The following is a 21,243-nucleotide window of genomic DNA, read 5'->3' on the forward strand; positions in this document are numbered from 1 at the left end:
ATAGAGTTGTTATCTCAACATGGAAGGCATAGCGTTATCATTGAGGTGTTCAGTGAGGCGTAGCGTGGGATACTCAAAACAGAATAAACAACGTAATAGCCAGACTCACACCTACCCAATTAAGGCGTTTTAAAGTCATGAAATATCCAGAAGTCGATTCATCAGTTGGGAATAATTGATGATATTGGCTAAATAATGACATCTTATTGTTACGAATAAATTACATCGTTACATTAAAGTTTGCGATCGTGCATTCAAAGTTAGTAATTTATGCGGCTTTTCTCAAAATAGGGTCTAGCAACCGGCTTGGTAGGATCCTTTTTAACACTGCGAACACCTTGGTTGGTGTAGTCACTCGGTACCTTAACTTAGGCTTATCGGCTGTTAGAGCGTGAAAAACGGGCTCAATGCAACTTTCAGCAGGAAGGACAAAGGCGTTGTTCGACGACTCTTTTTCAAGTCGGTCTTTTTGTTGCTGGTAAGCTTCCTGGTGCACACTGCCAGAAATGTTGATCCATTTATTAAACGCTTTCAGGGCGTTGGTTCTAAATTGAGTCTCAATCGGGCCTGGCTGCAATAGCGAGATATGTATTCCACTCCCATAAAGCTCTAAACGCAGTGTATCCGTCCAGCCTTCAATCGCGAATTTGGAAGCATTGTAGGCACCGCGATATTTCATAGCGGCGAAGCCTAACACTGAACTGTTTTGTATGATGCGCCCTTCGCCACGTTCACGCATGTGAGGGAGTAGCTGACAAACAAGATGGTGCCAGCCGAAGACGTTCGTTTCGAATTGTTCTCTGAGCCCTTGAGTTGGTAGGTCTTCCAACGCGCCTGCCTGACCGTAAGCGCCGTTGTTGAACAATCCATACAACCCGTTAGGTGCGAACTCAATCGCAAGCTTGGCCCCATGTTCAATGCTTTCTTGGTTGGAAAGATCTATTTGAATGCAGGTGAGACCTTCATCTTGAAGGCGTTGAACATCTTGTGGGTCACGGCAAGATGCAATGACATGAAAACCGCGCTTTTGCAGTGCATGAGCACATGTATAGCCAATACCCGTTGAGCAACCGGTGATAAGAATCGACTTTTTCACGCTTAATCCTTTATTAGAGTCTCTATAACTCTAGGGTAAAGAATTAGTCTTGATGTTGTAACAAGTTTTTTAGTGCAGGCTCGATTCTTGAGTAACTAAAGATAAATCCCATTTCGGTGAGTTTCTTTGGTTTGGAGCGAATGCTGTCGAATAATAAACAAGCGGATTCACCCATCAGAAATGACATTACCCATTTTGGCGTGAACAAGAAGTGTGGTCGACCTAATTGTTTGGCTAATGTGCTACTGAACAGCTTGTTAGTCACAGGGTGCGGAGCGCACATATTAAACTCGCCCTGAGCGTGAGGAATAGACAATAAGTGGTTGATGGCTCTCACCATATCCAGCATGTGAATCCATGGCATGTACTGTTTGCCTGAACCCAATGGTCCACCGACACCGAGTTTGTAGGGCATCAGCATCTTCTTTAGCGCGCCGCCATTTTCGCCTAACACAATACCCGTTCTGAGTAGTATTACACGCGTGCTATCTGATTGGGCTTGCCTAGCAATCTCTTCCCAGTGAGCACAAACTTTATGAGGAAAGCTTTCATCCTTTACTTGCAACGATTCATCAAACGGATGCTGCTGTTGATCGCCATAGTAACCGACGGCTGAGCCACTAATAAAAGCCTTGGGTGGGTTGTTGCTAGCATTAATCAACTCGACTAGCTGCTCGGTGATCTGCCAGCGACTGTTACAGATTCTCGCTTTTTGAGCTTCGGTCCAACGTTTGTCTATAATCGGTTCGCCTGCAAGGTTAACCACCACATCGAAGTCATTGAGATCGCTCAGTTCATCAAGGGACTGAATGTAATGAAGGTTGTTCTGGTTCAGGTGATTTAGGTTTTTCTTTGCATTTTCAGGGCTCCGCGTCAGCAATGTCACATCATCAGTGTTCCAACTCTTGACTAATTCAGACCCAATAAACCCCGTACCACCCGTTAACAATATCTTCATACCAATCTCCCTATTAAACATAATTATAGACATGACTTGTTTTTTATCGCCAATCAATACGAAAAAATCACTATAGCGATCAATTGGTTTCAATCGTGTGATACCTAAATTACGCCTTTTTCAATTTACTAAAGAGTGAAGTTAAATTCATCAGGTCAAGATGTGTATCGCTATCACACTTATGGATTTTACTTGGATATGTTACCAACTGCGTAATATTTATCACATAAGGAATGATAAGGATTTGCCATGATTATTAGTAACCTATAACCAGAACCAATTTAAGCAATAAGGAGTTACGATGACGGCAGTGCTTGCTTTGTTTCGAGCCATGTTAGGTAGCTTGCGAGATCTATTGCCTATCGTCGCGGTGATCGCCTTCTTCCAGCTTGCCGTCTTACAAGAGCCGCTTCCTCATATTTTTTCGATTTTAACCGGATTAGTGCTAGTCGTTTTTGGGCTCACTTTCTTTATCTTTGGCCTTGAAATGGGGCTGTTTCCAATTGGCGAATCGATGGCTCAAGCATTTGCCAGAAAGGGGAGTGTGTTCTGGTTGTTGATCTTCGCTTTTTGTTTGGGGTTCGGTACCACCATAGCCGAGCCTGCGTTAACTGCGGTGGCGGCTGAGGCTGCGGAAGTGGCAGCCGAGGGAGGTGTTATCCCCAATACGTTAGATGAAATGGAAGAATATGCAGACGGTCTGCGTTTCACTGTAGCATTGTCGGTGGGTATCGCCATCTTACTTGGGGTGCTGCGAATCTTAAAAGGGTGGCCAATTCAGTACATGATCATCGGTGGTTATATTGGTGTGGTGGTGCTCACCGCTTTCGCCCCTGAAAATATCATTGGGATAGCGTATGACTCTGGTGGAGTGACTACATCCACGATCACCGTTCCGTTGGTGACAGCTTTAGGGGTCGGCTTAGCCTCAGCAATCAAAGGCCGCAATCCTATGGTTGATGGCTTTGGGTTGATCGCCTTTGCGTCACTGCTGCCGATGATGTTTGTCATGGTTTATGGGATGGTGGTGACATGATCACTGCTCAGAAATTTATTGATACTTTTTTAGGCACCGTGATGGATGTGATTCCAATTACGGTGATCATATTTGGTTTTCAACTTGCGGTGCTGCGTAAGCCAGTCAATAACCTAGCCAAAGTGCTGATCGGTTTCTTTTATGTCATCCTCGGTTTGTCTCTATTCTTGATGGGGTTGGAGCTCGCGTTGTTTCCTTTGGGGGAGACGATGGCAATGCAATTGACCGAGATAAGCTTTCTGACTGATTTTAAGTTCAGCTCTGGCCTAGCATTGGTTTGGTTTGATTACTACTGGGTTTACTTTTTTGCATTCTGCATCGGTTTTAGTACCACTATCGCCGAGCCTTCGTTAATTGCGGTGGCGATTAAGGCGAACCAAGTCTCAGGTGGCAGTATCAGCGTTAATGGGCTGAGAATTGCGGTGGCATTGGGTGTCGCTATTGGTATCTCACTCGGAAGCTATCGGATCGTTGCGGGCGATCCTATCCATTACTACATCATTTTTGGCTATGTCGTTGTGGTCATCCAAACCTTTTACGCCCCTAAGCTTATTATTCCATTGGCCTATGATTCTGGCGGGGTGACGACATCTACCGTGACTGTGCCTTTAGTGACGGCTCTTGGATTAGGGCTCGCTTCAACCGTCCCTGGACGAAACCCAGTGATTGATGGATTCGGCTTAATTGCCTTTGCCAGCTTATTCCCGATTATTTCGGTAATGAGCTATGCCCAAATAACACAATGGTTAAATCGTTCATCCCCCCCTAAGGAGAGTAAAGATGCGCTTTAAACTTATCTTAGCGTTTGTAGAAGAGAGCAAGACAGACAGTGTGCTCGATGCCGCCCGTGATGCTGGCGCCACTGGAGCAACGGTGATTAACAATGCTAGAGGGCAAGGCCTGAACCAAAAACGCACCTTCTTCGGATTAACGTTAGAGGTGCAAAAAGATGTGTTGTTGTTTGTCGTCGAAGAGCATTTGGCGAGACATATTTTAGAAACCATCGGTGAAGTTGGGGAGTTCGACCAAGAATCAGGACAAGGGATCGCAGTACAGATCGATGTAGAAGATGCGGTCGGGGTCGCGCACCAAGTTGAGACTTTAACAAAGGTTGTGGAGGATGAGCTATGAGTACCAGTGAAAAGATCCGAGTAGGCGATGTCATGGCCAATACGTATGTGATTATCGATGGGCTAACCACGGTGTTAGAAGCTATTGATATGGCGAAAAAGCACAAAGTGAAAGCGATCATTGTCGATAAGCGCCACGATGATGACGAGTACGGTATCGTCTTGATGAATGATATTGCCAAGAAAGTGTTAGCGAAGAATCGATCTCCTAAGCGAACCAATGTTTATGAAATTATGACTAAACCAGCTTTGAGTGTGTCTGCAGATATGAATGTAAAGTATTGTGCTCGTTTGTTTGAGCGCTTTGGTATCAGCCGTGCTCCAGTGGTCCGTGAGCACAAAATAGTCGGTATGGTTAGTTACAATAATATCGTGATCAACGGTATGGCGAGAGATGACGTGTAGCATTTAGATACGTACAATAGACTCATAAATTTTATGGAGAAGTACGTGTGAAATTATTTTTTGCTTCAGACCTACACGGTTCGCTGCCAGCAACAGAAAAGGCATTAGAACTCTACCAAGCGTCTGGTGCGCAATATTTAGTGCTATTGGGTGACATTCTGAATCATGGGCCAAGAAATCCGATTCCAGAAGGATACAATCCACCAGCGGTTGCAGAGAAGTTGAATGCGTTTTCTCAAGAGATCATTGCCGTTCGTGGTAACTGCGACAGTGAAGTGGATCAGATGTTGTTGTCTTTTCCAATGATGATGGATTACTCATGGGTGTTATTGGAATCGGGTCAGCGTATTTTCTTAACTCATGGTCACCTGTACAACACAACGAAGCGACCAGCACTGAAAGCGGGCGATATTATTGCTCACGGCCATACCCATATTCCAGTTGCTGAGTACCAAGATGATATCTTCATTTTTAACCCTAGCTCGGTAACATTCCCACGAGAAGGGCACGCAGCAAGCTATGGCTTGTATGAAAACAATACGTTTAAAGTGATCAGCCTTGAGGGAGAGCTACTGGTGAGTGGACTACTCTAAATATATGGTTGCAGCTATGAAAGGTTTACTTTGAGTCTGAGTGGCCCAGATCTCTATCTGGAGCAATGATGTTTCGTACTCTTTGCTTCAGAACTTTAGCCTCAGGAAAACCTCCGTCCGCTTTTCTTTCCCAAATCTGTATCCCATTACAAAAGATCTCGAATCTCCCACCCGTATCTGGGTGAAGACTGACTTGATTAATCTCTTCACTAAAGGTATGAAGCAACTCTTGGCATAGCCAGCTTGAGCGCAGCATCCAATTACATTGGCGGCAGTAGTGTATTGCTATCGTTGCTTGCGATACTGTTGGGGTTGTTGGATTTGATTCCGTATTCATAGTTAATCCTTTTAATTTTCTATATCAATAGTTTGACGCCAACGGCAAACGTCAATATTTCAAAGGCCGTTTTGACCGTCTGATTACTTGAACGGTTGGCTAGAAATGCACCTAGGCTCCCGCCTATAAATGAGCTAAGTAGAAGTATCGGTAGCCACAACCAGTATATCGGCGCACCAGCCTGTACGATTGCGATACCACCAATGCCATTCCAGAACAAACCAACGCATATCATAGTTAGTGCCACGGCCTGCTTATAAGTAAAACCAAACCAGCGAACCAGAAATAAGGTCACCAACAGCCCTGAACCGGCAGTAAGTGAGCCGTTGATGATACCAATTAGCGCAAGCCCAATACCACCTATGATGTAACCTTTGGTGTCTCGGTTTTTGAGTTGTTCATCTTGTCCCAACTGCTTCTTTAGTCGGGAGTAAACGCCAAGTGCTAAGATCATCGCCCCAAGCACTTTCTGTGCAATGTCGTCGGGAATCAGGAGCACGATATTAGCCCCAATTACCACACCGATACTACCCACAGCTATCAGGTAACAACAAATTTTCCAGCTTAGCGTTCCGCCTTTAATATGGCTATAGGCAGCCCCCAAACCTAACGCGACACTCGCGACTTTGTGAGTCGCTAAGGCGACCGAAAAGGGTAGGCCAAGAAAGATAAGCAATGGGAATTGAAGCAGCCCGGCACCGCCACCTGATAAGGAGGCGAGGGTATTGGCGATTAATGAACCAAAGAAGAGGGCAAGTGAGTTAATCCAGTCCATAGAGTCTCGTATTTGTCAAAACAGCGAACAAAAAAGGGGCATCATGCCCCTTTTTCTATTGGTCTACCGCTTAATGGTATTCAGCTATTCATATACAGTAAATAGCGCCCCATTATTAGTTTGAAAACAATACGGTAGAACCGTGATTTAAGCTAGTCAGTAACAGCGCTTTCGGATTAATGATATCAATTCGACGGCTTTGTTCAGCATCCATCTTGATCACCTGAGTTATGAGGTCTAATTGATCTTTAGAGAAATCCTGACGTTGAGCCGACGTGACATCTTTAAACTCAGTCGGAGAGATGAGTAAGTAATTATCGTTGATGTCCCACTGGCCAGTTTCGGATATGTTGATCACATTCGCTGGCGCAGTTTGGGTGCTGTAAAGCCTGACTATTGACATTCTTAAGTAGGTACCGTTTGGTAAATATTTCGCATTCGATGACAGTTCTACTTTACGAAGTGGGCCGATAGAGTCGGCTTGCTTGTTGTCGCTAATCAGAGTCACCATTTTTGCTTGCCACTCGTGTTGAGTTAATAGGTGTTCTATTTTTGCATCATTACCCCAATACAACCAACCACTTAAAAACGCGGAAATAACCAGTAGAATAATGGATACTTTTAATTTCATGTTACTGATCACCTTTACAAATGTCGTTTAAATCCGACTGGTTGGCGTAAATTTTAAGGGTTATATTCTCGCTCGAATATTCTTGTGGGTGGATATAGTTAAGAGCAAGATTATTGGTTTGCCCACCTGTTGCAATCACTTCCGTTGGCTTCAATATACCTGCGTGATTTTTGTTGTAGTACAAGACACACTTTTTAATTGCGGGTAGCCAACTGGTTAGATCTGGGTGGTTGATTGGTGACTGCACTTTCACGCCATCCACTTCAGCTAATGTTTTGAACTCGGATTCTGCCGGGTTAGTCAATGTTAAAACCAGAACCGGCATAATGAAAGCAACAAGTAGCAACCAAAACGTTAACCACTTATTTGTGCTTTTAGTCGGAGTTACATTAGGAGCTCGTGTTGGCTCAGCTTCTACATCGGTTTCTTGAACCTTTGTTACTGGTTCTGGTTCAGCCGTTTCAGCAATGACTTCTTCCGTCATTGTCGTGTTAGCGAACGTTAAGATAGGTTCTACGTCATCTTCGGTAATTTCAGCGGATACTGGCTGATCATTTGATGACATTGGTGCTGAACGTTCAACGGTCGCAATAAATTGATATCCGCGCTTTGGGACCGTCTTTACAAATTCTGGAGATTTGGTCGAATCTTTCAGCATCTTTCTTAGCGTCGATACTGCTTGAGTTAAGCTTGAGTCATCGACCTCAAAGCCTTGATCTCGCCAAACATATTCATGCAATTCATTGCGAGTGATAACTTCATTGGGCCTTTCTGACAGCATTAGGAGAATGCGGCTTTCATTACTACCAAGACGTACGACTTCGCCATCGCTTAGTTGATCAACAAGTGAATTGCTGTTTGGATCAAATACAAACCGCTGTGCGAGAATAAGCTTTGTGCCGATATTGCTCATTGAATTCTTCTATTTTGGGTGGTTTTGGGTGAGAAATAGACAAACATTAGGTGAAGTTCAGTCAATTCTTCACCAAATCATGGCTTCTTTTATGTTCTTTTATATTTATAACACTCAAGGATAATAAAAACAGATCAAAAAAACAGTGTTTTTATGGTTTTTGACCTTGAATTTACATTTGTCATCCTCATGTTAATGAACACAAGAGTGACATAAAGTGTTACGCCCTTAAAATTATTCAACATAAAGTATAGATGTTTTGGAGTAAAAATGAGCGAAACAGCAACGCAAAATAAAGAGACTCGTGGCTTTCAATCTGAAGTAAAACAACTACTTCATCTAATGATTCACTCACTGTATTCAAATAAAGAAATCTTCTTACGTGAGCTTATCTCTAACGCATCTGACGCGGCTGATAAGCTTCGTTTTCAAGCCTTATCAAATGGTGACCTTTACCAAGGTGATGCAGATTTAGGTGTAAAACTTTCATTCAATGCTGAAGCAAACACCCTAACGATTTCAGACAATGGTATCGGCATGAGCCGCGACAACGTTATTGAACATTTAGGTACGATCGCTAAATCAGGCACTGCGGACTTTTTCTCAAAATTGTCTGAAGACCAAAGTAAAGACTCTCAACTGATTGGTCAATTTGGTGTTGGCTTTTATTCTGCATTCATAGTGGCAGACGCAGTAACCGTTCGCACTCGTGCGGCAGGTTTAGCGAGCAATGAAGCCGTTCAATGGCACTCTGCGGGAGAAGGCGATTACACCATTGAAGACATCACCAAAGAGTCTCGTGGTACTGATATTATTCTTCATATGCGTGAAGACGGGAAAGAGTTCCTAAATGAATGGCGTCTGCGTGAAGTGATTGGTAAATACTCTGATCACATCGGTATCCCAGTTTCTATCTTAACTGCGGTTAAAGATGACGAAGGTAAAGACACCGAAGAGAAACACTGGGAACAGATCAACAAGGCGCAAGCGCTTTGGACTCGTAACAAATCTGATATCGACAAAGAAGAGTACCAAGAGTTCTACAAGCACGTATCTCATGACTTTGCTGACCCACTAACGTGGAGCCATAACAAAGTTGAAGGTAAGAACGACTACACAAGTCTGCTTTACATCCCAGCTAAAGCACCTTGGGACATGATGAACCGTGACCATAAGAGCGGCTTAAAGCTTTACGTGCAGCGTGTATTCATTATGGATGATGCTGAGCAGTTCATGCCATCTTACATGCGTTTCGTTCGCGGCTTGATTGACTCAAACGATCTACCTCTCAACGTGTCTCGTGAAATCCTGCAAGATAACAAGGTAACTCAATCTCTACGTGGTGCATGTACTAAACGTGTTCTAACGATGCTTGAGCGCATGGCGAAGAATGACAACGACAAGTACCTAGAGTTTTGGAAAGAGTTTGGCCTAGTAATGAAAGAAGGCCCAGCTGAAGACATGGCGAACAAAGAGAAGATCGCTGGTCTGCTTCGTTTCTCGTCAACGGAAGTGGATTCTGCTGAACAAACTATCAGCCTAGCGTCTTACGTTGAGCGTATGAAAGAAGGCCAAGACAAGATCTATTACCTAACAGCAGATAGTTACGCTGCCGCTAAGAACAGCCCACACTTGGAGCAGTTCAAAGCAAAAGGTATTGAAGTCGTTCTAATGTACGATCGCATTGATGAGTATGTAATGAACTACCTAACTGATTTTGACGGTAAGCAGTTCCAATCGATCACTAAAGCGGGCTTAGATCTAAGCAAGTTTGAAGGCGAAGAAGAGAAAGAGAAGCAAAAAGAGACAGAAGAAGAGTTCAAATCTGTTGTCGAACGCACTCAAGCTTACCTAGGTAATCGTGTTAAAGAGGTTCGTACTACTTTCAAGCTAGCAACAACGCCAGCAGTGGTTGTGACTGATGATTTCGAAATGGGTACGCAAATGGCTAAGCTTCTCGAAGCTGCGGGTCAAGCTGCACCTGAAGTTAAGTACATCTTTGAGATTAACCCTGAGCACGCTCTAGTTAAACAGATGGCAGACGAAGCGGACGAGCATGCGTTCGGCCGTTGGGTTGAGCTGTTACTTGGCCAGGCTATGCTGGCTGAAAAAGGCTCAATGGAAGATCCGTCACAATTCTTGGGTGCAATCAACGAGCTACTAACAAAACGTTAGTCTTTCGACTTTGGGCTAAGCCAATAATTGTATTAAAAAGCTCGCAAATGCGGGCTTTTTTTATGAACGTCTTTGAAAACTCATTAAACGTGGTCAACGTCACCGTTATCGTGGCAATAAATACTACCAATGCATTCTTTAGTCGTAAATTCAGCCAAATTGAATATTAATGTGATAGAATGCTCGACCTAATCAGCTGAGAGAGAGAAAGCATCGTCTCCAGCTGTATGATTTTTAAACGTTATACCGAAACTTACCGTTTTGCTTCTGTTTACAGTTTTGCTTAACCTCTACTGTTATCTAACGCTTTCTGTTTATCTTACAAATGAACTAGAAAGGTAGGATAGTGAGCTTCGGTATAAATCATAATTTTATAAGAGGATTAAACATGCGCATCATTCTTCTAGGTGCTCCTGGCGCGGGTAAAGGTACTCAAGCTAACTTCATCATGAGCAAATTTGGTATCCCTCAAATTTCAACTGGTGACATGCTACGTGCTGCTATCAAAGCGGGTACTGAGCTTGGTAAGCAAGCAAAATCAGTAATCGACGCTGGTCAGCTAGTTTCTGATGAAATTATCCTTGGTCTTATCAAAGAGCGTATCGCTCAAGATGACTGCGAAAAAGGTTTTCTACTAGACGGCTTTCCACGCACAATCCCACAAGCTGATGGCCTAAAAGAAATGGGTATTGCTGTTGATTACGTTGTTGAATTTGACGTAGCTGACGATGTGATTGTTGAGCGTATGGCTGGTCGTCGTGCTCACCTTTCTTCAGGTCGTACATATCACACTGTGTACAACCCGCCTAAAGAAGAGGGCAAAGATGACGTAACTGGCGAAGAGCTAGTGGTACGTGATGACGACAAAGAAGAAACAGTTCGTGCACGTCTAGGTGTATACCACGATCAAACAGCGCCGCTTATTTCTTACTACGGTAAAGAAGCGGAAGTCGGCAACACTAAGTACCTTAAATTCGACGGTACTAAGCAAGTTGCTGAAGTTAGTGCAGAACTTGAGAAAGCACTAGCATAATTGGCTAACAGCCAGTTTTAGAATTTGATATATTAGAAGCGACCTTATGGGTCGCTTTTTTTGTTCCAAATTTTAGTACGATACCAATCTCGATAAGTTTGATTGCGCTGATTTAAGGTTTTTAGCCCTGATAATGGATAGTAGTTTAGAGTTTGAGGTACCTCACGTTCAGAATGATTATTCAAACATTTGGTATGCTCAATGATCTTGAACTTATTTAGATTAGTATATTACTTTCCAGAAAATTACATATGAGTCTCAGGTATCTATGGAAAATAATAAAAAGCAGGGCGTTTTACTGGTGAACTTAGGGACTCCAGATTCGGCGACCCCAGCTGGCGTTCGTCGATTTTTGAGTGAGTTCTTACATGACAAGCGAGTGGTTAACCTAACGCGTTGGCTCTGGTGTCCTATTTTGCACGGGGTGATTTTACCGATTAGAGCGCCGAAAGTGGCTAAGCTATATCAGTCGGTCTGGATGGATGAAGGCTCACCACTGCTTGTGTACTCCCAAAGACAAGCTAAAAAACTCCAGAAAAAACTAGAGATGCCGGTTGCACTGGGTATGACCTATGGCAACCCAAGCCTAAAGTCGGGTGTTGAGCAGCTGATGGAGCAGGGCGTTGAAGATATCATCGTACTGCCTTTATATCCTCAGTACTCTGGAACAACCACAGCGGCTGTTTCTGATGGTTTAACCAAAGCGTTTAAGCAGATGCCAGTAATTCCAAGCTATCGCTTTATTCGTGATTACTACGCGCACCCTAGTTATGCCAAAGCACTGGCTGAAAGCGTTCGCAGTCATTGGGAGCAAAATGGCAGAGCCGATCACTTGGTTTGTTCGTTCCATGGTATTCCTAAGCGCTTAGCTGATGAAGGTGACATCTATCCTCAACATTGTGAGGCGACAACAAAACTGCTTGCTGAAGAGTTAGGCTTATCTGAGGAAGATATCACCATGACATATCAGTCGCGATTTGGTCGAGAAGAGTGGTTGAAGCCTTACACAGATGAAACGCTTGAGTTACTACCAAGTAAGGGCATTAAGAGTATCGATATTATGGCACCGGCGTTCTCAGTAGACTGCTTGGAAACATTGGAAGAAATTTCTGATCAGTGTAAAGATACCTTCATTGAAGCTGGTGGCGCGGACTTTAGTTATATTATGTGCCTTAACGACAGAGATTCGCACATCGATATGATGGCAGAGCTAGTGGCACTTCACCGTTAATTGATATGTAGGTTCTATACATAACAAAAGGGCTGCTCATTGATTGAGCAGCCCTTTTTAATTAATGTTCTGAAGTCATTTTAGATATTAAGCGACAGATGTTTCTGCTGATTGATCTGCTTTTGGTTCTGTGTCAAGCGTCATGTTGGTTTCTACGCCATGCATCCATGACACAAGTTTACCAGCACAAAGCAGCAATAATATGCCACTAGCCGTTGCGGTAATCGCTATACCACTGAAGATTGCCATAGCACCAAACTCGCCAACATGAGAACCAACCAGACCTGCTACGTAGTTTGCCACCGCGTTGAAGCCAAACCAAGCGCCCATCATCAGAGAGGCTAAACGAAGCGGAGCTAGCTTAGTGACCAACGACAGGCCAATGGGCGATAGACAAAGCTCACCAAGGGTATGGAAGAAGAAAGCACCCACCAGCCATAACATTGATGTTTTCACTGTTAGGTCACCACCTTGTTCCATTACCGCGCCCATCATGCACACGAAACCCAAAGCTAAGAAGAACAAAGCCATAGCAAACTTCACCGGGGAATTTGGTTCACGCTTACCAAGCTTGACCCAAAATGCGGCAATGAATGGCGCAAGAGTAATGATGAAGAATGGGTTTAGGGACTGGAACCACGCGGCAGGCACTTCAAAACCACCAATCATACGGTCAGTATATTGTTGCGTGTAGATGTTCATCAGACCACCTGCTTGTTCAAAGCCAGCCCAGAAAACGATCACGAACAGACCCATAATTAAAATCACTTTTAGTCTGTCAAATTCTTCTTTGGTTAGTGGATCTTTTTCTTTAGATTTGTTTAAGGCTTTTGCTCGAGCTGCAGCAGGCACTGAACCTATGTTACCTAACCACGATTGAGCCATAGTCACTTGCATGATCAAACTAATAATCATACCAATGCCAGCGGCTAGGAAGCCGGCTTTCCAGCCGAAAGAGTCGACTGCAACACCTGAAATTAATCCACCAAGCAGTGCGCCTAAGTTGATGCCCATATAGAAAATAGTGAAAGCACCATCACGTCGGTTGTCGCCTTCTTGGTACAAGTCACCAACCATGGTCGAGATGTTTGGTTTAAACATACCGTTACCACTGATAAGCAGAGCTAAACCGAGGTAAAGAGCATTTACTTGGTCTAAGCCAATAAAGCCATTGGGTAGAGCAAGTGTAAATTGGCCTAGCGCCATTAATAAGCCGCCAATCAGGATCGATTTACGTTGTCCTAAGTAATTATCAGCAATCCAGCCACCGATTAAGGGTGTAATGTAGACTAAGCCAGTATAAATACCGTAGAGATCAAGTGCGTCTTTCGTCGACCAACCGAGCCCACCGTTAATAGTGGTGTCGGTTAAAAATAAAACCAGAATTGCACGCATTGCGTAATAGGAAAAACGTTCCCATAATTCTGTGCTAAAAAGTAGGAATAGGCCTCTAGGATGGCCAAAGATATTGTGATTGCTTGGCATAAGTTTTACTAACTTCAGGTATTAAAAGATTTTATAGTAACTTATGTATACAGAGTGGAATAAAAAACTGCAATAGATGTTTTTTGTAGTTTTAAAAGTGTATCTATGTAAGGTGCTGATATTAATGGTTTTTTATTGAGTTTTGTTCTGAAAGGAGGCGATGAAAACTAATTTTCCAGATTTGAACTGGATGATTAATGCGCCTTCTTTAGTGCCTATCGAATGGTGTTTTACTTATGTATTAGTACGGTGTATGGGTTGGTCGAAAATGAAAATGCGATCTAATAGGTTTTTTATATGCCAATACCTTCTATATTCCTTATTTGTATGTAAATCTTATCGCTGTACAATATCTAATTGCATTTTTGAAGGCTATTTTCTTGGTAAATAGCTCTATTCGGAAGATTACTCTGTTGATAACGGTTCATATTATTACGCCTAATTAAACCGTTTTATGCTGTGGTAAGATGTCCCAAAATAAAATAAATGGCTAGTAAAAATGAAACGTTGGTATTTAGTCTACTGTAAGCGTGGTGATCAAAAACGCGCACAGCAGCACTTGGAAAATCAGGGGGTAGAGTGCTTTTATCCCCAAATCGAAGTTGAAAAGTCAGTTCGAGGAAAAGAAAAACGGGTCAAAGAACCGTTATTCCCTTCTTATATATTTGTCCGCTTCGACTATGAGCAAGGTCCTAGCTTCACAACCGTTCGTTCAACCCGTGGTGTTGTGGACTTTATTAAGTTTGGTGCAAGGCCACATGAGGTCCAAGGAGACTTGGTGTTTGAGCTCAAAGAGTTTGAGAAGTGCTGCAGTAACGAAGTGGAAGACTGTTGTGTTGAGTTTGAATCTGGGCAGGTAGTTAAGATTCAGAGTGGCCAGTTTGCTGGGGTTGAAGCTATTTTCGATCAGAAAGACGGTGAAGCTCGCTCTATTATGCTGGTAAAAATGATCAGCCAAGTGGTTCCAATCAGTATTGAGAACGAAGCACTACAAGCTCACGCATAAGTGCAGCAATACAAAAAACAGGCTTAAAACGAAAAAGGCGCATTATGCGCCTTTTTTAGTCTTTAGGGATTGTTCAAAACACGTTAAGCGTTGTAAGCATCGTTGTGAACGGTTTGAACTGCACGGCCTGATGGGTCGACACAGTTTTTGAATGACTCATCCCACTCAATCGCTTTCGCTGATGAACAAGCGACTGAAGGGCCGCCGGGTACACATTCTGCCGCTGAATCTAGAGGGAATAACTCTTCAAAGATTTCGCGGTAAGCGTAACCTTCTTTAGTTGTTGGCGTGTTGTAAGGGAAGCGAAACTTAGCAGCTTCCATTTGTTGATCCGTGACTTTCGCTTCAGCTGTTGCTTTCAACGTATCAATCCAATCGTAGCCTACACCATCAGAAAACTGTTCTTTTTGACGCCAAGCGATTGAGTCTGGAAGGTAGTCCTCGAAACACTCACGTAGGATGTGTTTTTCCATCTTACCGTTACCACACATCTTATCTTCAGGGTTCAGACGCATTGCGACATCGATGAACTCTTTATCCAAGAATGGTACTCGGCCTTCAACACCCCATGCCGCTAGCGATTTGTTTGCACGAGCACAATCGAACATGCTTAGAGCAAGCAGTTTACGAACGGTTTCTTCGTGGAATTCTTTCGCGTTTGGCGCTTTATGGAAGTACAGATAACCACCAAAGATCTCATCAGCACCTTCACCAGACAGTACCATTTTGATGCCCATTGCTTTTATCTTGCGAGCAAGCAAGTACATTGGCGTTGATGCACGAATCGTCGTTACATCATAAGTTTCGATGTGATAGATAACATCACGGATGGCATCTAAGCCTTCCTGAATGGTGTAAGTCATCTCATGGTGTACAGTCCCGATTTTGTCCGCAACTTCACGAGCAGCGATAAGATCTGGTGCGCCTTCTAGGCCAACTGCGAATGAGTGCAGCTGTGGCCACCAAGCTTCAGATTGCTCATCATCCTCGATACGCATGGCAGCAAAACGTTTAGCGACTGCTGAAGTGATTGATGAATCAAGACCACCAGATAGAAGTACACCGTAGGGAACATCAGTCATTAGTTGACGCTTAACAGCAGCTTCTAATGCCTCAGTCAGTTCTTCTTTGCTTGTGCTGTTACCTTGAACGGCAGCATATTCGTTCCAATCGCGAATGTAGTAGCGTTGAGGCTCTGCATCTTTTGAAGAGTAGAAGCTACCAGGGGGGAACTCACTGATCGTCTTACATACAGGTACTAGCGCTTTCATTTCAGAAGCGACGTAGTAGTTACCGTGCTCATCATAGCCTTGATAAAGCGGGATGATTCCGATGTGGTCACGACCCACTAGGTACTCGTCTTTGTCTTCGTCATACAATACGAACGCAAAAATACCGTTAAGTTCTTCTAATAGCTCTGCGCCCATTTCTTGGTATAGGGCAAGAATCACTTCACAGTCAGAATCCGTCTGAAACTGGTACTTGTCTTCATAGCGTGCGCGAAGTTCTTTGTGGTTATAGATTTCACCGTTTACTGCAAGAATGTGCTTTTTGTCTTGGCTGTATAGCGGCTGGGCACCACTGTTAAGGCCAACGATAGCTAAACGCTCGTGAGCGAGGATGGCTTTCTCACCAGCATAGATGCCAGACCAATCAGGGCCGCGGTGACGAAGCTTTTTAGACATTTCTAAAGCAATAGGGCGAAGTGCTGCGGCATCACTTTTAATGTCGAGAATGCCAAATACTGAACACATAGAACTTCCTTTTAAATAATTTCTAAATCAACTGTATTCAATTTGCCATTTTGGCTAAAAAAAGCAACCAGATGTGAGTAAAAAAATAATATAAAGGCTCGTACATTAGAAATAATCTAATAATAGTGTTGTTTTTGTGTTTCCTATCTAATTGCAGTTGGTTTTTTATACGAAAGCCTCTCAAAAGTGCACAAGTTCGCAATTTTGAGAGGTTTGGAGAGAGGTTTTAGACTAGATTTTATTGATGTTTGGGTTTAATTGTTCACATACATGCCGAGCAAAGCCACTACCCGCTTCACTGTAAATGTTGAATGCCGCATCGACGCCATTTTCTTTTAATGTTTCGAGTTGATCCGGATATTCGGCAATCGCTGCAATTTGACCTTTAAAATTACGCGACTTCAATTGTTCTATAGCGGTTTGATTACCTTGGTGATGAGGCATCGCTAATATCACCAGTTTTACATTGGCTGTATCTAAAATTCGTTCCCAAAAGTCTGGGTCAGTTGCGTCGCCAGAAATTACGTTTCTTCCGTGGCTTCTGTGGTTGTGCGCAGCATCTTCACGCACCTCCACACCTAAGCTGACTTTGCCGTAGCGTGAACGTAGCTCGTCGTAGGCACCGGTACCAATTCGTCCCATGCCAAGGATAAGCACTTGAGCACGACCAGGGTCGATAAGTTGGTCTCGTTGGTGAAGTTTCTCTGCGGCGTGCTCTTTTAGCCACTTTCTGGATTGTTGATAAAGTTTGTGACCAGCTCTATTTAGAGGAGCGGCGATTAAGAACGAAAGTGATACGGCAATAGCCACGGCCACTAAGATGTCACCAGACATCCAACCCATTTTAAAAGCGAGGCCACCGACTATGAGGCCAAACTCACTGTAGTTAAACAGTGATAGAGAAGCGAGGAGTGATGTTCGAACACGGAACTTAAAGCGGTTGAGTACTAAGAAATAAAGTAAACCTTTGACTGGTAGCAACAATAAGAATAGGACAGCGAGCATAAATCCTTGAATGGTTGGTTGCTCGGATAAGCCAATGTTCAAGAAGAAGCAAATAAGGAAAAGCTCTTTAAGGTTAAACAGTGATTTTGATAGCTCTGAGGCTTTAGGGTGGCCTGCTAGTAACATACCTAGGATAAGGGCACCTAGATCTGGTTTCATGCCAACAAGCTCGAACAGGCCGGCGCCTATCACTAACGCAAAGAAAATGCCGAACAGAACTAACATTTCACCGTGCCCAACCCAATCAAGTACTTTGTAGAAAAGGGGGCGTAAGAACGGAAGAGCGAATAATGCGATGGCATACCACTCTGGAATTTTTCCTGTAGATGCTGTCAAAAAGACCACGGCAAAAATATCCTGCATTACCAGAATACCTATCGCTAATGTTCCGTAGGTCGCATTCATTTCTCCTTTCTCTTGCAGGGACTTAACTGCGAATACGGTACTAGAGAAAGAGAGGGCAAAGCCAAGTAAAACGATTTGTTCCATCGACATGGCAGCTAGCGATGAAATACCTAAGAGCTTAAAACCAAATAGGGCGGCCGCAAAAAACAGAGTCGATAAAAGATTGTGGATTGTTGCCCCTGCCCAGATTTCCTTAGAGAGTAAGGTTTTGATGTCGAGCTTTAAGCCAATAGTAAACAGGAGTAGCGTGACACCGAGGTCCGCTAAGGTAATGATGGTGTCATTGGTTTGAAAGCCTAGAGCATAGAGCCCAAAACCTGCGACCAGAAAGCCAACTAACGGGGGAAGGTGACACTTTAAAGCAATAAATCCTGCGATAAACGCAGTGGATATTAATATAAGTTCCATAACTTGTTGTTTTAGTTCCCTAGCTTAAAAAAAACGGGCCGTGTTCATACAAACACGGCCCGCGGAAAATCAGAATGGTTTTCTTTAGTCTTCGAGTAGCTTTTGAAGTAACACGCCGTTGAGCATAGCGCGCTTAATCATGGCAAAAGCTCCCATCGTAGGATGTTTGTCGATCTGCGATGCTACAATAGGTAAGCCGCTATGGAAAGTCGTTAAAGACTGATTCTCTACATTGCGCTTAATTGCAGGGAAAACAACCTCTTGTGCCTTCGTAATGTCACCGGCAATGATCACTTTTTGAGGGTTAAATAAGTTAATCGTCATTGCGATAGCCTTACCTAATTGGTTCCCTACGCGAACTAAGCTCTGCTTGGCCAGTTCGTCACCGTTGATAGCATGGTCACAAACATCTTGAATAGTAATATGTTCAAGTTCTGTTAAAGAAGACTTATAGCCTTGCTTAATCAGTTTCTGTACTCGTTCAATAATCGCAGGGTTCGCAGCTACTGTTTCAAGACAACCGAAATTACCACACTGACACTGTTCACCTAGGGGATCAATTTGGATATGGCCAATTTCCCCAACGTTACGATTGTGGCCAAGGAAGACTTGGCCATTAACGATAATGCCAGCTCCAGTACCACGGTGAACGCTCACTAAGATCGAATCTTGGCTGTCTTTACTTGCACCGAAATAGTGTTCGGCAAGCGCCATCCCTCTAACGTCATTGCCAACAAAGCAAGCCACATGGAATGTGTCGCGAATAATGTCGCTCAATGCTAGGTTATCGATATCCGTGTTTGGCATATACTCAACGACGCCTGTCGTAGGGTTCACCAAGCCAGGAAGAGTGATACCAATGGCAATCAGTTGGTCGATCTTTGGTTGATGTTCTGCAATGAAAGTCTTCAAATTATTGAGCAAACCTTGGGTCAGGTCTGATTGATCTGAATAATCAAGGTCTTGCTGCTGAAAAGCCAATTCACGACCACCTAGATCATGAAGGCTCACTTGAATGTAGTCTCGCCCTAAGCGTACAGCAATGGAATGAAAAGGTTCTACTTCTGTAGTTAGAGAAATAGCGCGCCTACCGCCAGTAGACGCTTGTTGCGCTACCTCTTTAATTAGGCCGCGTTCTAAAAGTTGGCGGGTAATTTTTGTAACACTTGCCGGTGCGAGTTGGCTTACATCTGCCACTTGTATACGACTGATAGGCCCTTGTTGGTCTATTAGTCGATATACCGCTGCACTGTTTAGTTGTTTAACTAAGTCTACGTTACCTATTTGTCCGCCATTCATACTTAATTATGCTCGTATTGTCCGTTAACAACAGTCGCTTTAACGTTAAAGTCTCGGTCAAATACAGCGAGGTTTGCGACCATGCCTTTTTTGATTCGACCTAGCTTACTTTCTACACCAATAGCTGTAGCTGGGTATAGCGTAGCCATGCGGAGAGCTTCGTCTAAAGCGATACCAGCGTGCTCAACTGTATTCTGAACTGCTTCAATCATAGTCAGAGCTGAGCCGCCCAGTGTGCCGTTTTCATCAACACACTTACCATCACGGTAATATACTTTCTTACCGACAAAAATAAAGTATTCCATGTTAGCACCTGCAGGAGCTGTGGCATCCGTCACTAATACCAACTTTTCTCCCTTGATTTTATGCGCAATTCGGATGTTAGCGTAATCAACGTGGAAGCCGTCAGCAATAATACCGGCGTAAACCTCAGGGGTATCGTAAATCGCACCAACAACGCCTGGTTCACGACCAACCATCGGAGTCATTGCGTTGAATAGGTGAGTGGCGAAGGTAATACCTGATTCAAAACCTTGACGCGCTTCTGCGTAAGTTGCGTTGGTGTGACCTATAGAAACTACTACGCCAGCTTTGTGTAGACGCTCGATATGTTCAGGGTCGTTAAGCTCGGGAGCTAGTGTTACTTTTGCAACAAGGTCGCTGTTCTCACAGATAAGCTCAATCATATCGCTATCGGATTTACGAATGTGATCTACGTTGTGGATGCCTTTCTTAGCAACGTTTAGGTACGGACCTTCAAGGTGCAAGCCTAAAGATTGGTTTTGGTATTGGTTGTGGTACTCGCGAGCTGCCGTGATAACGGCGCGCATGTCTTCATCTGATGAAGTGATTAGCGTTGGAAGGAAGCTAGTACAACCGGATTGCAGGTTTGCTTTGTGCATGATCTGCATTGTGTCAGCAGTGATCTCATCGTTCAGCATTACACCGCCACAACCGTTCAGTTGTAGGTCAATGAAACCCGGGCTTAGGTTCGCACCATTTAGGTCGCGAATCTCAATGCCTTCTGGAATTTCAGAGATTGGACAGACTTTTTTGATTAGTTCGTTTTCGATTACAACAGCATGATCAGTGAGAACATCACTACCTGTGTAAATTTTACAGTTACTTAGCGCGTACATAGTCAGCTAATCCTTATTTCGTGAGATCTTTAAAATTTCTTCGTTACGTAAATGTGGACTTAGTTTGCAGGCATCATTTACATAACGATTTATTCCCTATGGTCAAACAGATTTAAAAATGAAGTTAACTCAAAGCTTTGAAATTTAAGGTTTAATTAAATGTTAGCCATACATTAATATTGAACGTTAACTGTTATTCACATGGCTAGATATACGAATAGCCCCCTCTTTTCCAACTATGAATTAGATTTAAATCTTATCTATAAATACCCATTTTTTGAATGATAAAATAAGTTTTATGATCTCGCTAGCAAAAACCTCTGGATTTGGTAAAAACTGGTGATTAGGATCACAAATGGTAAGGTTTTAATTTGCGGGGCAAAATTAATTGAATACACTGAAAAGGACTAAATTGAGCGACTAAAATAA

The 21,243-nt window shown here is 43.4% G+C and carries 20 protein-coding genes; 9 read left to right on the forward strand and 11 right to left on the reverse strand.

Translation table 11 applies throughout. The features are described from left to right. Nucleotides 1–268: 268 nt before the first annotated feature. Both ACED48_RS12755 and ACED48_RS12760 read right to left on the reverse strand, forming a co-directional pair. Complete coding sequence (locus ACED48_RS12755; RefSeq protein ID WP_017056374.1) at nt 269–1,096, reverse strand: SDR family oxidoreductase; 828 nt, start codon at nt 1,094–1,096, stop codon at nt 269–271. A gap of 43 nt (nt 1,097–1,139) precedes the next feature. Further along, nucleotides 1,140–2,054, reverse strand: a complete 915-nt coding sequence (locus tag ACED48_RS12760; protein ID WP_017056375.1) for a TIGR01777 family oxidoreductase — start codon at nt 2,052–2,054, stop codon at nt 1,140–1,142. Between the two features lie 301 nt (nt 2,055–2,355). Here ACED48_RS12760 and ACED48_RS12765 point away from each other — a divergent pair, with 301 nt between their 5' ends. Genes ACED48_RS12765 through yfcE form a run of 5 tightly spaced genes read left to right on the forward strand, consistent with a single transcriptional unit; the run spans nt 2,356 to nt 5,218 of the window. Next, a complete protein-coding gene (locus ACED48_RS12765) occupies nt 2,356–3,090 on the forward strand; it encodes a DUF1538 domain-containing protein (RefSeq protein ID WP_017056376.1) in 735 nt (244 codons plus the stop codon). After that, complete coding sequence (locus tag ACED48_RS12770) at nt 3,087–3,881, forward strand: DUF1538 domain-containing protein (RefSeq protein WP_017056377.1); 795 nt, start codon at nt 3,087–3,089, stop codon at nt 3,879–3,881. The genes ACED48_RS12765 and ACED48_RS12770 overlap by 4 nt, the downstream gene beginning before the upstream one ends. Further along, a complete protein-coding gene (locus ACED48_RS12775) occupies nt 3,871–4,221 on the forward strand; it encodes a P-II family nitrogen regulator (protein ID WP_017056378.1) in 351 nt (116 codons plus the stop codon). The genes ACED48_RS12770 and ACED48_RS12775 overlap by 11 nt, the downstream gene beginning before the upstream one ends. Beyond that, entirely contained in the window at nt 4,218–4,625 is a 408-nt protein-coding gene (locus ACED48_RS12780; RefSeq protein ID WP_017056379.1) for a CBS domain-containing protein, read from the forward strand. Before ACED48_RS12775 ends, ACED48_RS12780 begins: the two co-directional genes overlap by 4 nt. A 47-nt stretch (nt 4,626–4,672) precedes the next feature. Continuing rightward, on the forward strand, nt 4,673–5,218 hold the full coding sequence (yfcE, locus tag ACED48_RS12785; protein WP_017056380.1) for a phosphodiesterase: 546 nt from the start codon (nt 4,673–4,675) through the stop codon (nt 5,216–5,218). A 25-nt stretch (nt 5,219–5,243) separates the two neighbouring features. Here yfcE and ACED48_RS12790 read toward each other — a convergent pair whose 3' ends face one another. From ACED48_RS12790 to ACED48_RS12805, 4 genes are all read right to left on the reverse strand, one after another. Further along, complete coding sequence (locus ACED48_RS12790) at nt 5,244–5,555, reverse strand: SelT/SelW/SelH family protein (protein ID WP_017056381.1); 312 nt, start codon at nt 5,553–5,555, stop codon at nt 5,244–5,246. Between the two features lie 19 nt (nt 5,556–5,574). After that, nucleotides 5,575–6,330 (reverse strand): sulfite exporter TauE/SafE family protein, encoded by a 756-nt coding sequence (locus ACED48_RS12795; RefSeq protein WP_017056382.1) that lies wholly within the window; start codon nt 6,328–6,330, stop codon nt 5,575–5,577. 115 nt (nt 6,331–6,445) lie between these two features. Further along, complete coding sequence (locus ACED48_RS12800; protein WP_017056383.1) at nt 6,446–6,961, reverse strand: regulatory protein ToxS; 516 nt, start codon at nt 6,959–6,961, stop codon at nt 6,446–6,448. Nucleotide 6,962: 1 nt separating this feature from the next. After that, complete coding sequence (locus ACED48_RS12805) at nt 6,963–7,874, reverse strand: transcriptional regulator (protein WP_017056384.1); 912 nt, start codon at nt 7,872–7,874, stop codon at nt 6,963–6,965. A 270-nt stretch (nt 7,875–8,144) separates the two neighbouring features. Between ACED48_RS12805 and htpG the strand changes: the two genes are divergently transcribed. The 3 genes from htpG (at nt 8,145) to hemH (ending at nt 12,313) form a co-directional block, all read left to right on the forward strand. After that, nucleotides 8,145–10,049 carry a molecular chaperone HtpG gene (htpG, locus tag ACED48_RS12810; protein WP_017056385.1) on the forward strand — a complete coding sequence of 635 codons (1,905 nt, stop codon included), beginning with the start codon at nt 8,145–8,147 and terminating at the stop codon, nt 10,047–10,049. Nucleotides 10,050–10,437: 388 nt separating this feature from the next. Continuing rightward, nucleotides 10,438–11,082 carry an adenylate kinase gene (adk, locus tag ACED48_RS12815; RefSeq protein ID WP_017056386.1) on the forward strand — a complete coding sequence of 215 codons (645 nt, stop codon included), beginning with the start codon at nt 10,438–10,440 and terminating at the stop codon, nt 11,080–11,082. Between the two features lie 268 nt (nt 11,083–11,350). After that, nucleotides 11,351–12,313 carry a ferrochelatase gene (gene hemH, locus ACED48_RS12820; RefSeq protein WP_017056387.1) on the forward strand — a complete coding sequence of 321 codons (963 nt, stop codon included), beginning with the start codon at nt 11,351–11,353 and terminating at the stop codon, nt 12,311–12,313. Between the two features lie 87 nt (nt 12,314–12,400). Here the strand turns inward: hemH and ACED48_RS12825 are convergent, their stop codons facing one another. Beyond that, nucleotides 12,401–13,798: a peptide MFS transporter gene (locus ACED48_RS12825; protein ID WP_029626982.1), complete on the reverse strand. Its 1,398-nt coding sequence runs from the start codon at nt 13,796–13,798 to the stop codon at nt 12,401–12,403. A 499-nt stretch (nt 13,799–14,297) separates the two neighbouring features. On the opposite strand from ACED48_RS12825, the gene rfaH reads away from it, so the two are divergent. After that, nucleotides 14,298–14,804 (forward strand): transcription/translation regulatory transformer protein RfaH, encoded by a 507-nt coding sequence (gene rfaH, locus ACED48_RS12830; protein ID WP_017056389.1) that lies wholly within the window; start codon nt 14,298–14,300, stop codon nt 14,802–14,804. Between the two features lie 83 nt (nt 14,805–14,887). On the opposite strand, the gene asnB is transcribed toward rfaH, so the two are convergent. From asnB to nagA, 4 genes are all read right to left on the reverse strand, one after another. Further along, complete coding sequence (gene asnB / locus ACED48_RS12835; protein ID WP_017056390.1) at nt 14,888–16,558, reverse strand: asparagine synthase B; 1,671 nt, start codon at nt 16,556–16,558, stop codon at nt 14,888–14,890. 231 nt (nt 16,559–16,789) lie between these two features. Then, nucleotides 16,790–18,376, reverse strand: a complete 1,587-nt coding sequence (locus ACED48_RS12840) for a cation:proton antiporter family protein (RefSeq protein ID WP_017056391.1) — start codon at nt 18,374–18,376, stop codon at nt 16,790–16,792. A gap of 84 nt (nt 18,377–18,460) precedes the next feature. Continuing rightward, the gene (locus ACED48_RS12845) at nt 18,461–19,675 is read right to left on the reverse strand and encodes an ROK family protein (RefSeq protein WP_017056392.1); all 1,215 of its coding nucleotides are present in this window, start codon (nt 19,673–19,675) and stop codon (nt 18,461–18,463) included. Nucleotides 19,676–19,677: 2 nt separating this feature from the next. After that, nucleotides 19,678–20,814, reverse strand: a complete 1,137-nt coding sequence (nagA, locus tag ACED48_RS12850; protein WP_017056393.1) for an N-acetylglucosamine-6-phosphate deacetylase — start codon at nt 20,812–20,814, stop codon at nt 19,678–19,680. Nucleotides 20,815–21,243: the final 429 nt, after the last annotated feature.

The organism is Vibrio sp. 5S239, assembly GCF_041439575.1.
GTDB lineage: Bacteria > Pseudomonadota > Gammaproteobacteria > Enterobacterales > Vibrionaceae > Vibrio > Vibrio kanaloae.